Source organism: Lactococcus cremoris subsp. cremoris KW2 (assembly GCF_000468955.1).
Taxonomy (GTDB): Bacteria; Bacillota; Bacilli; order Lactobacillales; family Streptococcaceae; genus Lactococcus; species Lactococcus cremoris.
This window is the reverse complement of sequence record NC_022369.1, coordinates 346,751-362,400: the sequence shown is the minus strand read 5'-3', so window position 1 is coordinate 362,400 and position 15,650 is coordinate 346,751. Positions and strand designations below refer to the sequence as shown.

13 protein-coding genes are annotated in these 15,650 nt (G+C 35.9%); 3 read left to right on the top strand and 10 right to left on the bottom strand.

What is annotated here, in order from left to right:
- Nucleotides 1-169: 169 nt before the first annotated feature.
- Entirely contained in the window at nucleotides 170-976 is an 807-nt protein-coding gene (locus KW2_RS01800; protein WP_011834434.1) for a DUF817 domain-containing protein, read from the bottom strand.
- A gap of 219 nt (nucleotides 977-1,195) precedes the next feature.
- Here KW2_RS01800 and KW2_RS01795 point away from each other — a divergent pair, with 219 nt between their 5' ends.
- A complete protein-coding gene (locus KW2_RS01795) occupies nucleotides 1,196-1,789 on the top strand; it encodes a CYTH domain-containing protein (RefSeq protein ID WP_011834433.1) in 594 nt (197 codons plus the stop codon).
- 63 nt (nucleotides 1,790-1,852) lie between these two features.
- Here KW2_RS01795 and KW2_RS01790 read toward each other — a convergent pair whose 3' ends face one another.
- The 3 genes from KW2_RS01790 to KW2_RS01780 are packed head-to-tail and all read right to left on the bottom strand — an operon-like array spanning nucleotide 1,853 to nucleotide 3,274.
- Entirely contained in the window at nucleotides 1,853-2,545 is a 693-nt protein-coding gene (locus KW2_RS01790) for a dithiol-disulfide isomerase (RefSeq protein WP_235182443.1), read from the bottom strand.
- Between the two features lie 50 nt (nucleotides 2,546-2,595).
- The gene (locus KW2_RS01785; RefSeq protein ID WP_011675417.1) at nucleotides 2,596-2,907 is read right to left on the bottom strand and encodes a DUF2129 domain-containing protein; all 312 of its coding nucleotides are present in this window, start codon (nucleotides 2,905-2,907) and stop codon (nucleotides 2,596-2,598) included.
- Nucleotides 2,894-3,274 carry a YlbF family regulator gene (locus KW2_RS01780; RefSeq protein ID WP_021036710.1) on the bottom strand — a complete coding sequence of 127 codons (381 nt, stop codon included), beginning with the start codon at nucleotides 3,272-3,274 and terminating at the stop codon, nucleotides 2,894-2,896. Before KW2_RS01780 ends, KW2_RS01785 begins: the two co-directional genes overlap by 14 nt.
- A gap of 146 nt (nucleotides 3,275-3,420) precedes the next feature.
- On the opposite strand from KW2_RS01780, the gene KW2_RS01775 reads away from it, so the two are divergent.
- Together KW2_RS01775 and KW2_RS01770 are read left to right on the top strand one after the other, a co-directional pair.
- Nucleotides 3,421-4,800 carry an amino acid permease gene (locus tag KW2_RS01775; RefSeq protein ID WP_021036709.1) on the top strand — a complete coding sequence of 460 codons (1,380 nt, stop codon included), beginning with the start codon at nucleotides 3,421-3,423 and terminating at the stop codon, nucleotides 4,798-4,800.
- 71 nt (nucleotides 4,801-4,871) lie between these two features.
- Nucleotides 4,872-6,254: an amino acid permease gene (locus tag KW2_RS01770; protein WP_021036708.1), complete on the top strand. Its 1,383-nt coding sequence runs from the start codon at nucleotides 4,872-4,874 to the stop codon at nucleotides 6,252-6,254.
- A 14-nt stretch (nucleotides 6,255-6,268) separates the two neighbouring features.
- Here KW2_RS01770 and recA read toward each other — a convergent pair whose 3' ends face one another.
- The 6 genes from recA to KW2_RS01740 form a co-directional block, all read right to left on the bottom strand.
- A complete protein-coding gene (gene recA / locus KW2_RS01765; RefSeq protein WP_011675413.1) occupies nucleotides 6,269-7,432 on the bottom strand; it encodes a recombinase RecA in 1,164 nt (387 codons plus the stop codon).
- 152 nt (nucleotides 7,433-7,584) lie between these two features.
- Nucleotides 7,585-8,403 carry a DNA-formamidopyrimidine glycosylase gene (gene mutM, locus KW2_RS01760; protein WP_021036707.1) on the bottom strand — a complete coding sequence of 273 codons (819 nt, stop codon included), beginning with the start codon at nucleotides 8,401-8,403 and terminating at the stop codon, nucleotides 7,585-7,587.
- A 191-nt stretch (nucleotides 8,404-8,594) separates the two neighbouring features.
- Nucleotides 8,595-10,187, bottom strand: a complete 1,593-nt coding sequence (asnB, locus tag KW2_RS01755) for an asparagine synthase B (RefSeq protein WP_021036706.1) — start codon at nucleotides 10,185-10,187, stop codon at nucleotides 8,595-8,597.
- Nucleotides 10,188-10,284: 97 nt separating this feature from the next.
- Nucleotides 10,285-11,196: a GTPase Era gene (era, locus tag KW2_RS01750; protein ID WP_003131632.1), complete on the bottom strand. Its 912-nt coding sequence runs from the start codon at nucleotides 11,194-11,196 to the stop codon at nucleotides 10,285-10,287.
- Nucleotides 11,197-11,893: 697 nt separating this feature from the next.
- Nucleotides 11,894-13,549, bottom strand: coding sequence for a degradosome RNA helicase CshA (gene cshA, locus KW2_RS01745; RefSeq protein WP_021036705.1), 1,656 nt, complete (start codon nucleotides 13,547-13,549; stop codon nucleotides 11,894-11,896).
- A 322-nt stretch (nucleotides 13,550-13,871) separates the two neighbouring features.
- Nucleotides 13,872-15,443 (bottom strand): peptide chain release factor 3, encoded by a 1,572-nt coding sequence (locus tag KW2_RS01740; protein ID WP_015082021.1) that lies wholly within the window; start codon nucleotides 15,441-15,443, stop codon nucleotides 13,872-13,874.
- Nucleotides 15,444-15,650 lie beyond the last annotated feature (207 nt).

Below are 15,650 nucleotides of genomic sequence, written 5' to 3'. Positions count from 1 at the left end.
CAATCGCCCTCACATACTCCTTTCTGAGTATTTAAATATTAAAACGTTTTCTGACTTCTTTTTTAATAGAATCACATCTAATATTTTAACATAAGTTTCTATTATTCACATTATTGTTACTTAAATGGATTGAGCTTTTTACAAAAAAGAAGCAAACTTTTTGCTTCTTTTAGTCATTAATAATATTTTTTATTTTTATCTTTTGTGAAAAATATCTCTGTAGTTCAATTACAATAATAATTGAAACAATAATCAATAAGGTCCAAGAAGAAATTTTCCCTAAGTCAACAAATTTCCAAGCTTTCAGCTGGTAAGAATAGGTCCAAGCGCTGAAATAAGAGCCAATATTTTCTGCGAAATAAATGAAAAGACCAATTAAAAAGAAGCTTAAAATAGCTGGCATTTGATAACGCTTTGTCCTTAAGACAAAAGTAAATTTTGTTTTCCAGAAAATAATCAAAATAAAGAGATAAAATAAATTTCTAAAGTCAAAACCAAAGGTTCCGCTAAAAAAATTCAAATAAATGATTGAAGATATCCCAATTGAAATAAACCATTTCGGCCAATGAATGACTTCCAAATCAAATTCTTTTATCGCCCGAACAATATAAGAACCAATTGCTGAATACATAAAGGCACTATAGAGAGGAACATCCATAATTTTGAATATACCAGCATCTGGATAAGACCAACTTCCATGTCTAACTTTAAAAATTTCTAAAATCATTCCTAAAATATGAAAAACCATTATCGGGATTAAATCATATACACGCTCATATTTACTGACCAACAAAATAACTTGAATGACCAAAACACAAATCAATAACGTATCATAACGAGCAAGATGTGGAATCTTTATAAAGGTGGTCACAATTAATGACAAAATAATCGTAATTCCAAAAATTGCTGACCGAAATTGTTTTAAACCGAAATCCCAGAAATCTTTCAAGCGGTACTTCTCATTTACTTTTCTCATAAAAACAATTCTATCATATTTTCATTTTTTAGCTAAGCTCCTTAAATTTTGGGGATTTTTCCCTTTATTTATCTGCTTTGAGAGGGATTTGACTGTCATTATAAGCGGGGCAGAACTTTACTTATAGTCAGCCTTTTGATATACTTTTAATTAATATATCGTTTAAACCTATTGAAAGGAAAGATGTTTTCTTTTGAAAATAATCTTAAAAATTAATTAATGAGTACGAACTTGGAGATTGAGTATAAGTCGCTATTGTCGCTGGCTGAGTATGACCAGCTCAAAAAACTCTTTACTCACGTAACCCCTGTTAGACAAACTAACCACTACTTAGATTCAAAAGATTTTAAGTTGCGCAAGAAAAAATTAGCTTTGCGAATTAGAACTTTTGATAAGTCCGCCGAAATGACCTTAAAGGTTCCACAAGAAGTTGGAAATATCGAGTATAACATTGATCTCAGCCTTGAAGAAGCTCAACAACTTCTTGGTGAACGAAATATTGTTTGTGGGGCTACTGATTTAAGTGAAATATGTGAATTATTGACGGCACGCGATATCAATCTTGAGGAAATTACCTTGATTGGAAGTTTAACAACCATTCGTTATGAGCAACACCTTCCGATTGGTCTTGCTGCTTTAGATAAAAATGATTACTTAGGTCATACCGATTATGAACTTGAACTTGAAGTTGATGACAGTAAACAAGGTAAAAAAGACTTCTTCGATTTCTTAGATAAAAATCGTGTTGAATATCGATTTTCAAAATCAAAAGTAGTTCGATTCTTAGACTGTTTAAGACATTTACGAAAATAATTTTTAAATATTTACTGACAGCATTCTGTCAGTATTTTTTTATAAAAAAAATGTCTGATTCTATCAGGCAGTTTTTTCAATTTGTTCTAAATATTGTTGTAAGAGTGCATGAGGACAATTTTCCACTCTCAAACATTCTTTGTCAGTTAAAATTAAACTGGCTGGTGAAGTTTGGAAATTGTTTTTTCGAAAATCTTTTAAAATTAAAGCAAGATGTTTTTTGGCAAAAGAGCGATATTCCAGAAAGTTGAGGGTAGAAACCCCAATTTCTTGTAAAATTTGCTGACGAATTTGAGCTGTATAGTCCAAGATAGTTGTTTCTTCCAAAAAATCTTGAAGTAAAAGGAGAAACAAACGGCCCTGTTTACGTCCATATAAATTAACAGTTAGATAATCAAGCGATACTTTTTGCAAGCGGTCATAGCAAGCATTTAGTGAGCTAATCGTTTTAGGCAAATCTTCCTCATCACGTAATTGCTTAGCAGCAGGTAACGTAACAATTGGATATAAATGCCAATCATTATGATCAAATTCTTCCAAATGGTCTAAAATGGGAGTGAAGTAATAATGAGTCTCCAACATAGTTTTTTTCCTTGGCTCTGGTCTATTTTTCATATTTTTAGAAAAAGAAATATAAAGCAATTTATAGAATACATCAATTTCACAGATTTCTTTGACTTCTATATGAAGTCCTACAACTCTACCAAGACTCCTCTCTTTTTTTACTATCTTATCAAAAAATGCCTGCCCACTCAAACAATATACAAGTTTATTTTAAAGTGAGCACAAACTTCCCTAGTCACCTATCAGTGTTCAAGTTCTTCTTTCACTTCAAGATTTGTCTGAATAAAAGCTTCCGAAAAGTTTTGGTCGAGTTCTTTAATATGACCCACACGTACTTTTTTGACAAATCTCAACTCTTTTAATTTATTTAATAAATCGGCAACTTCATCATTATTCACATAAAGTAAGCTATAGTGCGATTTCTGACTACTATAAACAATATCCCCAAAACGACTAAGTTGTCTAGTTCCTTTATAAGAGTAACAATAAACATAAACCGCCACACGCTCTCTTATATAAAGGGGGCGAATTTCTTTTTTTTCAATGTTTTCCATGATGTCGTCCATGCTGCCCTCCTTTCAATGGTAAATTTTCATCAACATAAATCTGTTCAGAAATACTCTTTGTAATTTTTTTAGTCAAATCTGTTAAAATTTGCTGAACGTCATTTTCTGCCAAACGTAAGGCATAAACTTTCTCATTCGTATTAATTTCATGCTGTAACGTTTTTAATTCTGAACGAAAAGAAATGTAGTCAGAATTATCATTTAAAACTTTCAATTGGTTTTGCAAAGTTTCATCTGCCATAAAATCAGCTTTTGCTTTTTGATAAAGCTTGATTTCAGGAAATTCCAAGAAACTATCCATAATTTTTTCTAACAAATCATCTATTTCCACTAGATTTTCATCGATAATTAACATAAATTTATTATATCATAAATATGAAATGATACACTTTACTGTTATCTTTAGCAAAATAGAATATGACTCTTGATACAATTTTATTAATTTGGTATAATAATTAACACATTATCGGAATTATCTGATAATTTAAGGAGGAAAAACTTTTGGAAGATATTCAAAAGAATCATGAAGCCCAAAGGGGCTTACAAAACCGGCATATTCAACTCATTGCAATTGCCGGCACAATTGGTACTGGACTTTTTCTCGGTGCCGGAAAAACAATTCAAATGACTGGACCAAGTGTCATTTTTGCTTATATTTTAATTGGGATTGCTATGTTCTTTTTCCTTAGAACTATCGGGGAAATGCTCTATAATGACCCTAGTCAGCATTCATTTTTAAATTTTGTTACCAAATATTCAGGAATCAGAACAGGTTACTTCACTCAGTGGTCTTATTGGTTAGTTATTGTTTTTGTCTGTATCTCTGAATTGACGGCCATTGGAACTTATATTCAATTTTGGCTTCCTCATCTTCCTTTATGGTTGATTGAAATTGTGATGCTCGCACTTCTTTTTGGTCTCAATACCTTAAATTCTCGTTTTTTTGGTGAAACTGAATTTTGGTTTGCTATGATTAAAGTGGCAGCAATTCTTGGAATGATTGTAACTGCCATCATTCTCGTAGCAAGTAATTTCCATTACACCACAGTCTTAAGTGGTAAAACGGTTAATGATACGGCTTCTCTAAATAATATTTTTGACGGTTTCCAACTTTTCCCACATGGTGCTTGGAATTTTGTCGGAGCCCTACAAATGGTGATGTTTGCTTTCACTTCGATGGAATTTATCGGAATGACCGCCGCAGAAACAGTTAACCCTAAAAAGAGTCTACCAAAAGCTATTAATCAAATTCCTGTCCGTATCTTGCTTTTCTACGTCGGAGCACTTCTGGCAATTATGGCAATTTTTAATTGGCACTATATTCCAGCAGACAAATCACCATTCGTTATTGTTTTCCAACTCATTGGAATCAAATGGGCTGCAGCTCTCATTAACTTCGTGGTATTAACTTCTGCTGCTTCGGCTCTCAATAGCTCTCTCTTCTCAGCAACACGCAATATGTACTCTCTTGCCAAACAGCATGACAGGGGAAGATTGACCGCTTTTACAAAACTTTCTAAAGCAGGCATCCCGATTAATGCCCTTTATATGGCAACGGCTCTTTCTCTTTTAGCACCTGTCCTAACTTTAATTCCTCAAATAAAAAATGCTTTTAACTTTGCTGCCTCTTGTACGACCAATTTATTTTTGGTAGTTTATTTTATTACTTTGTATACCTACTGGCAATATCGTAAGTCTGATGATTATAATCCTAATGGCTTTTTAACCCCTAAACCCGCTATTGCTGTACCATTTATTGCGATTATCTTTGCCATCGTTTTTGCTTCCTTGTTCTTCAATGCCGATACTTTTTATCCTGCTTTAGGAGCGATTGTTTGGACTCTTATCTTTGGGCTTTACTCCCATTTCAAAAAAATCTAATTCAGGTTCACTTCTTTATAAAATAGAGCAGTCTCTGAAAATCTTAATGAAAAAGCGTATAATATTATATTATGAATACAAATCAAAATGATGAAAACATAGAAAAACAGCCTTCTCAACGTGGTTTAAAAAATAGGCATATTCAACTGATTGCGATTGCGGGAACAATCGGTACCGGACTTTTCCTTGGAGCCGGAAAATCAATTCATCTTACTGGTCCTTCGATTATTTTTGTTTATTTGATTATCGGAGCTCTGATGTACATCCTATTAAGAGCAATTGGAGAGATGCTTTATCAAGATCCTAGTCAGCATTCCTTTTTGAACTTTGTCTCACGATATATGGGAGCCAAACCTGGATACTTTATTCAGTGGTCTTATTTGCTAGTCGTTGTTTTTGTCGCGATGGCCGAACTAATTGCCATCGGAACTTATATTAATTTTTGGTTGCCAGATTTACCGATTTGGATGACTGAGGTTTTTGTTTTAGTTCTTTTAACACTATTAAATACTTTAAATCCTAAATTCTTCGGTGAAACAGAATTTTGGTTTGGAATGATTAAAATTGTTGCCATCATTGGTTTGATATTAACTGCAATTATTTTAATTTTTAGTCACTATCATACGGGAACTGACACGGTTAGTTTAACGAACATCACTAAAGGCTTTGAGTTCTTCCCTAACGGCGTCTCTAGTTTCTTTGAAAGCTTTCAAATGGTAATGTTTGCCTTTGTTTCTATGGAATTCATAGGGATGACTGCTGCTGAAACGGACAATCCAAGGCCTACTTTGAAAAAAGCTATTAATCAAATTCCAATTAGAATTGTACTCTTTTATATTGGGGCTCTACTTGCCATTATGAGTATTTACCAATGGAGAGATATTCCTGCTGATAAATCTCCATTTGTCACCATTTTCCAATTAATTGGTATCAAATGGGCTGCCGCTTTGGTTAATTTCGTTGTTTTAACCTCTGCTGCTTCTGCCTTGAACTCCGCTCTCTTTTCAATCACGCGAAATCTCTACTCATTATCGCAACTTAATGATGATAAAATTCTTAAGCCATTTACAAAATTCTCAAAAGCTGGTGTCCCCGTAAATGCGTTACTTTTCACATCACTATTGATTTTATTTACTCCATTTATTTCAATGATTCCAGCAATCTCTAATTCCTTTGTCTTTATTACCAGTGTCGCAACAAATCTTTTTCTAGTCGTCTATCTGATGACTTTAATCACTTATCTAAAATATCGCAAATCAAAAGATTTTGATCCAAGTGGCTTTACTTTACCAGCGGCTCATATCTTTATTCCATTAGCTATTGCTGGATTTGTATTAATCTTTATTTCACTTTTCTGCTTTAAAGATACAATTGTTCCGGCCATTGGTTCTGTGATTTGGGTTCTTATCTTTGGATTATTTACCTTCTTTAGAAAAATAAAAACAGCTGATTAATTCAGCTGCTTTTTTTAATCTTCAAGTTCAAGTTCGATTTCTTCTGTTTCTACTGCTTTTTCTTCTTTTTTAGCTTTTGCTTTAGTTTTTGAAGCTGTAGTTTCTTCTTCAGTTTCTGCTACTTCTGAATCATCAAGAAGTCCATGAGCTGCCCGAACTTTGTGGTCTATTTCATCAAAAACATCTTGATGCTCTTTGAGGTAGTTTTTAGCTTTTTCTGCCCCTTGACCAATCTTCTCATCATTATAAGCAAACCAAGCACCAGATTTCTTAATAATGCCTTCTTCAACAGCAATATTTAAAAGCTCACCTGTACTTGAAATTCCTTCACCAAACATGATATCAACAAGCGCAACCTTAAATGGTGGTGCAACTTTATTTTTAACGACTTTGATTTTGGTGATTTTACCAATTTGAGTTTTGTTATCTCCAGAACCTTCTTCAATTTTTGTTGAACCACGTACGTCAAGACGAACTGAGGCGTAAAATTTCAAGGCACGACCACCAGGAGTTGTTTCTGGTGAACCAAACATCACTCCAACTTTTTCACGCAATTGGTTGATGAAAATCGCTGTTGTTTTTGTTTTGTTGATGTGTCCTGCAAGTTTACGCATAGCTTGTGACATCATACGTGCTTGAAGACCAACTGAACTGTCTCCGATTTCGCCATCAATTTCGGCCTTTGGTACCAAGGCTGCAACTGAGTCGATAACGACCAAGTCAACCGCTCCAGAAGTAATCAATTTTTCAGCAATTTGAAGTCCTTGTTCACCATAGTCAGGTTGTGAGAGCAAAAGTTCATCAATATTTACACCGAGTGCTTTTGCATATTCTGGGTCAAGAGCATTTTCAGCATCGATAAAGGCTGCAATTCCACCTTCTTTTTGAACCGCTGCAACGGCATGAAGAGCGACTGTTGTTTTACCAGAAGATTCTGGTCCGTAGATTTCAACGATACGACCTTTAGGGTAACCACCTGCACCAAGTGCAATATCAAGCGCAAGAGAACCTGAACTTACAACTGATACTTTTTGGTTAGCTGCTTCACCAAGACGCATGAGTGAACCTTTCCCAAAGTCTTTTTCAATCAGAGCAAGAGCATCAGCCAATGCTTTATCACGCTCAGCGCCATATTTTTTGGTAATATCATCAAAATTTGTTTTTTTCTTTGTTGCCAAATTTTATCTCCGTTATTCTTTATTTGTGGTTTAATTATAGCATTTTTCAGGATTTTTTATAAGCCCCTATATTCTATCTATACGTTTTTTTATGAACTTTGTCACTGACTTTTTTAGTTAATTTACCTTGTCTGTCAGTAAATATTCTTCACTTATTTTTGCTGACAAACTGGGCAAAAATGAGTGCCTCGACCAGCAACTTTTATTTTTTGAATTTCTGCACCACAACGGGAACATTTTTCACCCGTTTTTCCATAAACTTGCAACTCATTTTGCATTTTACCAGTTGATCCTAAGGCACTATAAGTTCTAATACTTGAACCACCAAGCTTAATCGCTTTTTGCAAAATTTCAATAATTGAGTCGTGCAAAAGGTGGATGGAACTTTCTGTCAGCTGATTAGCCTCTTTTTCTGGATGAATTTTTGCTAACCAGAGCACTTCATCAACATAAATATTGCCAAGCCCAGCAACAAGGGTTTGCTCAAGTAAATAAGGTTTTATTTTCTTTGTTGATTTTCTTAATTTCTCTCGAAAAAGCTTTTCATCAAAATCTTCATAGGTCGGTTCTGGTCCAATTTTTTTCTTCAGAAAATAGGGAATCACTTGGTCAGTAGAAATCAATTCCCAAGTTCCAAATTTCCTTACATCGGCATAGATTAACTGCCCATCAGCAAATTTCATTGTCAAATGGTCATGCTTTTCTCTTGGTGCATCAAGTGTTGCTAAGCGATATTTTCCTTCCATTCGTAAATGAGAAATCAAGCGAAAGTCATCTCCAATTTCAAAAATTAAATATTTTCCTCGCCGCGAGATGCCCTGAATGGTTTTTCCTGTCAATTCTTTTTTCAATTGCTCAAAACCGGTTAAGACCATTCTTGGATAAGTGGCTTCTATAGATATAATTTTTTGTCCAACAATTCTTTTTTCAAGTTCTCTTCTAACAGTTTCAACTTCTGGTAATTCTGGCATTTTTTCCCTCTTATCACAAAATCTACTGACAGACTTTCCAGTCAATTCATTTATTTTACTGACAGCTTTCTATTTTCATTCTGTACTAAATTTCAATATAAAAAATCACTGACAATTTATCATCAGATAAGTTTTATCAGTGACTATTTTAACATTTCTCATTCATTTTTTTATGATAAAGATTTCAAAATTTATTTTCCGGAATCACCATAATTTGACAAGACGCGTGCTGATGGATCTTTAACATCTGCTCCCACCCAATCAGGGTTTGGCATCCAAAAATCAAGAATCCAATCTTCATAACCTGGGTAAAATTCTGAAAAAATTTCCCGATACATTAAGGATTCTTTGGTAAAGGGTGTATGTTTTGGATACTTTTCACTAGCCTTTGCTAAATCTTCATCAGAATATTTTTCGTCAGCAAATTCTTTTAAATAGTCGACCATGGAATGACCAACAGCATCAGAAAAAGCCGCTTTTTCTCTAAATAAAATCTCGTCTGGTAATAGCTCCGTTCCTTCAAAAGCATGACGCAAGAGATATTTTCCTTTGCCATAAGTATTCAGCTTTCTACTCGGATTGATGGACATGACATAAGTCGCAAAGTCCAAGTCAGCAAATGGAACACGCGCTTCAAGAGAATGAGCCGCTAAACAGCGGTCAGCCCGCAAGACATCATACATATAAAGTTCATGCACTCGTTTTTGGGCTTCTTTTTGAAAGGCCCCAGCTGATGGAGCAAAGTCAGTATATTTATAACCAAACATTTCATCAGAAACTTCACCAGTCATCAAAACTTTCAGTTCTGTATTCTCATGAATATACTTACAGATTAAATACATCCCAATAGAAGCCCGAATCGTCGTGATATCCCAAGTTTCCAAATGCCAAATCACTTCACGAACTGCTGAAAGTACGTCTTCTTTTGTCATCAGAATTTCGGTATGGTTAGTCCGTAAGAAATCTGCCACTTCCCGAGCATATTTCAAATCAATCGGGTCTGTTTCCATTCCAATCGCAAAGGTCTTGATTGGACTTTCTAATTCTTTAGCTGCAATGGCACAGACCAATGATGAATCTAAACCGCCTGACAAGAGATAACCCATTGGAGCATCTGCATGAAGACGTTTTTTGACTGCACGTTCCAATTTGCGACGGATATGTCCTGAAATTTCAGCCAAAGGTTCTTCTACAATTGTTGAAACCTCCGCAATATCATTATAAACATGGAATTCACCATTGGCATAGTAGTAACCTGGAGGAAATGGCGTCACATCTTTACAGGTTGAAATAAGGGCTTTAGCTTCAGAAGAGAAAGAAATTTTCCCCGTAACTTTATTATAACCATAAAAAAGTGGACGAATTCCAAAAGGATCCCGAGCGGCAAAAATTTCACCAGTATTTTCATCAACTAGGACAAAAGCAAATTCAGCATCAAGCATTTTGACCATTGTTTCGATTCCTGTGGTTTCAAAAAGAGGTAAAAGCACTTCACAATCAGAATCTCCTGTAAATTTATATCCCTTAGTTTCCAAGAACTTACGAAGGCTTAAAAAGTTATAAATTTCACCATTACACATAACTCTTTTCCCGTTCAGTCCAAAGGGCTGACGCCCCAAGTCTGACAAATCCATGATTGAAAGTCGGCAAAAACCAAAATCATTTCCCAAAGTATCACGAACATGTTGTTGGTCGTCTGGTCCTCGATGTTCAATCAGTTCCAAATTGCTTTTAAACTCTTCTATCGTTAAGTCAGATGTTTCCATAAATAAAAAACCGCACATAATTTCCCCCAATAATAATTATAATTTTCAATATTATATCACAATTGTCTGGAAATTTCATAATAAAACAAAAAATAGCGATAATTCGCTATTTTCATTACATATAATCATCACGATTGTAGCCAAAGTCAGCTAAATCCATTTTACGGTCGCGCCAATCATTTTTAATTTTAACCCAAGTTTCAAGGTAAACCTTGTCACCAAGCATGATTTCAATATCACGACGAGCCATTTTCCCGATTTTACGAATCATATCGCCACCTTTACCAAGAATAATTCCTTTTTGGCTCTTGCGTTCGACAATAATTGTTGCCATGATATGAATTTTACCCGTTTCTTCATCTCGAGTCATTTGGTCAGTAGTAACCGCAATAGAATGCGGAACTTCTTCGCGAGTCAACAACAAGATTTTTTCACGAATCATTTCTGAAACGAGGAAACGTTCTGGATGGTCAGTAATTTGGTCTTCTGGGAAATATTGAGGCCCTTCATCCAATTTTTCAGAGAGTGTATCAATTAATCTTTCGGTGTTATTTCCTTGTTTAGCTGAAATTGGAACGACTTCTGAAAATTCCATTTGTGAAGTATAATCAGCTACAATTTCAAATAGACGGTCAGGATGAATTTTATCAATTTTATTGACAACCAAAATGACTGGAACTTCTGCTTTTTTCAAGCGTTCAATAATCATATTTTCACCAGTTGAACGAGGTTCATCAGCTGCAACCATAAATAAAACGACATCACATTCACGCAAAGTAGAATAAGCAGATTGAACCATAAAATCGCCTAAAGCATTGTGTGGTTTGTGAATCCCTGGTGTATCAATGAAGACAATTTGTTCATTTTCTGTAGTATAAATTCCTTGAATTTTATTTCTTGTTGTTTGAGGTTTATCTGACATGATGGCAATTTTTTGACCCATCACGTGATTCATAAATGTTGATTTTCCAACATTTGGACGACCTAAAATCGCCACAAATCCTGATTTAAATTTGTTATTTGTCATAGCGCTATTATATCACAGCCAGTGGGACGAAACAAGGTTTCGTATTACTGGTCCTCATTATTAATTACGCTAAAGCGAAGCGTAGGATAGCTGTTGCCACTTTAGTGGCTTACAGATATGCTGGTTGTCCCTCCCAGAAACGATAATTTTCCACTTAGGATAGTCGTTGTCAGCTTGCCGTTTTGTCATTCGCTTTAGCGGACAGACAAAACGGACAGCGTAGCGCGTAAGCGCGTAGATGCTGACTTACGAATATGCTAGTATTTTCACCAGAGTGATTGATAAGGTATCTACTTCGTTTCACTACGTTGTCCATAGCACGGCTGTCCGTTTTGCTATCAACGCTAAAACATTGGGCAAAAAGGCTCGCTCTAAGCCAGCAAAGCTGGCAAGACGAAATGGCAGTAAGTGCGTCATAGCAACTTCCGTCTGCGCGTTATAAGCAGTGATATTTATAGCATAAAATCAGCCTTTTGCGGAAGAATATTTTGCTGACAGATGCGTCAGTAAAACTGACAAATTCCTTATCCACAGAATTAATGTCTCTACTCAATCAGATTAAACTGACAGACTTATGACTAATATAAAAAATACTGACAGCTGACAAAAGAAAAAATCATCAGATAACTGATGATTCCTTTATTTACCGATTTAAAGCTCATTAAGCCGCTCATTTCAGTAATTTTTATAACTTATTTTATTTATCGCCACGGCTACGCATTACGAAGCCAGCTGATTTTTCAGTTCCTGTGGTACGTTTACGAGGAGTTTTTTCACCTTGTTTACGGTCGTCAAAGCGACGGTCATCACGTTTTCCACGGTAACCTCCACGATTGTCATCACGGTCTTTCCAGTTACGTTTACGATCTCCACCGCGTTCGCCATCTTTAGAATCACGATTACCACGGTAGCCTCCACGGTTTCCGTCACGATTACCATCACGGTCGCCATTTCCACGGCCTTTGTAGCGTCCGCCGCCACCTTTACCTTTTTTCTTGAATCCTTTTCCTTCACCATTGTATGGTAATGGACGTTCGGCTGTAATTTTAACTTCTTCTTGGTTATCAGGGTCTTTAACACGTCCTTGGAGAAGTAAGGCAACCAATTCTTTAGCATCAAATTTTTCAAGTAAGCTTGCTGCTTGTTTGTCAAATTTTGCTAATTTTGCTTTACCTGATTCATCAGACAAATCACGAAGAACATCATCCATCGCAACAGAAAGTGACGCTTGGTAAGCTTCTTCTTTTGTTGGTGGTTTCAAGCCTTTCATTTCTTTGTTTGTCAATTTTTCAATGGCACGAAGGTAGCCCATTTCATTATATGAAACAAAAGTTACTGAGCGGCCTGATTTACCAGCACGACCTGTACGCCCGATACGGTGAACATAGCTTTCTTGGTCTTGGGTAATATCGTAGTTGTAAACGTGTGTTACACCTGATACGTCAAGCCCACGAGCGGCAACGTCAGTAGCAACCAAGACATCAATATGTCCAGCTTTGAAATCACGCAAAACGGCCAAACGTTTGTTTTGGTCCAAATCTCCGTGCATTCCTTCAGCACGATATCCGCGTAATTTAAGACCACGAATCAACTCGTCAACGCGGCGTTTTGTACGACCGAAAACAATGGCAAGTTCTGGACGTTCAACATCAAGCAAACGAGTCAAAACATCAAATTTTTCAAATTCTTTTGTTTTCACAAAGTATTGGTCAATACGGTCAGCAGTCATTTCTTTGGCTGCAATTTTGATGTGTTCCGGATTCTTCATGAATTTCACACCAATTTTTTTGATATCAGCAGGCATTGTTGCTGAGAAAAGCAATGTTTGACGATTTTCTGGTGTTTTTTCAATAATAAAATGAATGTCTTCCAAAAATCCCATGTTAAGCATTTCATCTGCTTCATCAAGAATCAAAGTTTCAAGTTGGTCAAGTTTGATTGCTTTACGTTTAATCAAGTCAACCAAACGACCTGGTGTTCCCACAACGATATGTGCGCCAGCTTTAAGTCCTTTGATTTGTTTTTCAATACTTGAACCACCGAATACAGTACGAACTTTAAGTCCTTTTGATTTACCAAAACGGAAAAGTTCTTCTTGTCCTTGAACTGCAAGTTCACGGGTTGGAGCAATAACAAGTGCTTGAATGGCTGGATTTTCAGCATTGATTTTCTCAATAGTAGGAAGACCAAATGCCGCTGTTTTACCAGTCCCTGTTTGCGCTTGACCAAGAACGTCACGTCCTTCAAGCGCCAATTTAATTGTTTCTTCTTGGATTGGTGTAGGTTGTTCATAACCAATCTCTGTAAGTGTTTTTACGATTCCTTCTGACAGGCCGAGTTCACTAAATTTCATTTTTTACCTATATTTCTACTGCGTGTTCCCACGCCAAAATTTTTATTACAGGGTACGAAACCCTTGCTACAGGCGAAATTTATGTGACTCGCCTGACGTAACTTATCTATTATAGCATAATTTTTTGACTGAAAATGCTTACGCCCTTTACTTTTTTAAAAATATTTTCATAAAAAAATTACTGACAGTTTTTTAAAGGATAATTATCGGTAATTTTACAACTACACTATCCACAAATTTTCGTCAGTAATTTTAAAATATATCATTTTTTTATTGGAATTTTTTATTAAGAATAAACATTCTGTCAGTAAATTTATAAAACTTATACTGAAAATTGTTCCATTAATTCAACATCTGGATATTTATCTTTGAACCAGCGCATGGCAAATTCATTTTCGAATAAGAACAATGGATGGTCAAAACGGTCTCGCGCCAAGATGTTTCGCGAACTTGACATTTTTTCATCTAAATCTTCTTCTTTAATCCAACGCACTGTTTTTGAGCCCATCGGTGTCATGATTGTTTCCGAATTATATTCGCGCTCCATCCGGTCTTTAAAGACTTCAAATTGAAGTTGTCCAACCGCTCCAAGCATGATATCGCCAGTCGTATAAGATTTGTAGAGCTGAATGGCTCCCTCTTGAACCAATTGGTCAATTCCTTTTTGGAATGATTTTTGTTTCATGACATTTTTCGCTTGCACACGCATGAAAAGTTCCGGTGTAAACGTTGGAAGTGGCTCAAATGATTTCTTTAATTTACCAGTTGTCAAAGTATCACCAACTTGATAAGTTCCGGTATCATAAACCCCAATAATATCACCAGCGACAGCATTTTCAACATTTTCTCGTGATTCAGCCATGAACTGTGTCACATTAGATAATTTTACTTTTTTACCCGTGCGGACAAGATTAACATCCATTCCACGCTCAAATTCGCCAGAAACAATACGGACAAAAGCAATTCGGTCACGGTGACGAGGGTCCATATTCGCTTGAATTTTGAAAATGAAACCAGAAAAATCAGGATTTAAAGGTTCAATTTCTTCTTCATCAACCGTTTTGTGTGAATGAGGTTCTGGTGCGTATTCTAAAAATGTTTCGAGGAAAGTTTCCACCCCAAAACTGGTCAAAGCTGACCCAAAGAAAACTGGTGTCAATTGCCCAGCAACCACTTCGTCTTCTGAAAATTGATTTCCTGCATCCAAAAGTAATTCAGCATCTTCTAAAGCTTGCGTGAAAAATGGATTTTTCGTTAAAGGATGACTTGTTGGTACTTCCCCATTTTCATCAAATTCAACAAAACGTTTTCCATCCTCTGGTTGATAAACTTCTACGCGCCCATGTGTAAAATCATAAAGCCCTTGGAAATTTTTCCCCATGCCGATTGGCCAATTCATTGGTACACTGGCAATTCCAAGAATTTCTTCCAATTCAGAAAGCAAATCAAGTGGTTCACGTCCATCACGGTCAAGTTTATTGATGAAAGTGAAAACTGGAATTCCACGACGTTTGACAACTTGGAAAAGTTTTTTCGTCTGTGCTTCAATCCCTTTAGCACTATCAATAACCATAACTGCCGCATCAACTGCCATCAACGTTCGATAAGTATCTTCTGAGAAATCCTCATGCCCTGGCGTGTCCAAGATATTAACCCGTTTTCCCGCATAGTCAAACTGCATGACAGAACTCGTTACAGAAATTCCACGTTCTTTTTCAATGTCCATCCAGTCTGATTTGGCAAAATTTCCTGTTTTACGTGCTTTTACAGTACCAGCTTCACGGATGGCACCCCCAAATTTCAATAGTTGTTCTGTAATCGTCGTCTTACCAGCATCCGGGTGACTGATAATGGCAAAAGTCCGACGTTTTTTTATTTCTTCTTGTAAAGTCATTTATACTCTCATTTTCTTTAATTATTCATTTATACTTTTAATTTAATTTACATTGGCCAAGCCTCAAAAAAATAGTTCTTTTAATTATATCAAGATGCAAGGCCGACTGCAAGAAACGTAGAAAATTGCGGCTCGACTTGTCGCTTCAACGACATAGCGAGAGCGGACAACGTAAGGTAGGGAATCGTGGTTCTGCACTTGTGCAGG

Coding starts and splice junctions, on each gene's coding strand:
- KW2_RS01780 (WP_021036710.1), bottom strand. CDS start 3,274: ATGTTAATTATCGATGAAAATCTAGTGGAAATAGATGATTTGTTAGAA.
- KW2_RS01785 (WP_011675417.1), bottom strand. CDS start 2,907: ATGGAAAACATTGAAAAAAAAGAAATTCGCCCCCTTTATATAAGAGAG.
- KW2_RS01740 (WP_015082021.1), bottom strand. CDS start 15,443: ATGACTTTACAAGAAGAAATAAAAAAACGTCGGACTTTTGCCATTATC.
- KW2_RS01795 (WP_011834433.1), top strand. CDS start 1,196: ATGAGTACGAACTTGGAGATTGAGTATAAGTCGCTATTGTCGCTGGCT.
- asnB (WP_021036706.1), bottom strand. CDS start 10,187: ATGTGCGGTTTTTTATTTATGGAAACATCTGACTTAACGATAGAAGAG.
- KW2_RS01800 (WP_011834434.1), bottom strand. CDS start 976: ATGAGAAAAGTAAATGAGAAGTACCGCTTGAAAGATTTCTGGGATTTC.
- KW2_RS01770 (WP_021036708.1), top strand. CDS start 4,872: ATGAATACAAATCAAAATGATGAAAACATAGAAAAACAGCCTTCTCAA.
- era (WP_003131632.1), bottom strand. CDS start 11,196: ATGACAAATAACAAATTTAAATCAGGATTTGTGGCGATTTTAGGTCGT.
- cshA (WP_021036705.1), bottom strand. CDS start 13,549: ATGAAATTTAGTGAACTCGGCCTGTCAGAAGGAATCGTAAAAACACTT.
- mutM (WP_021036707.1), bottom strand. CDS start 8,403: ATGCCAGAATTACCAGAAGTTGAAACTGTTAGAAGAGAACTTGAAAAA.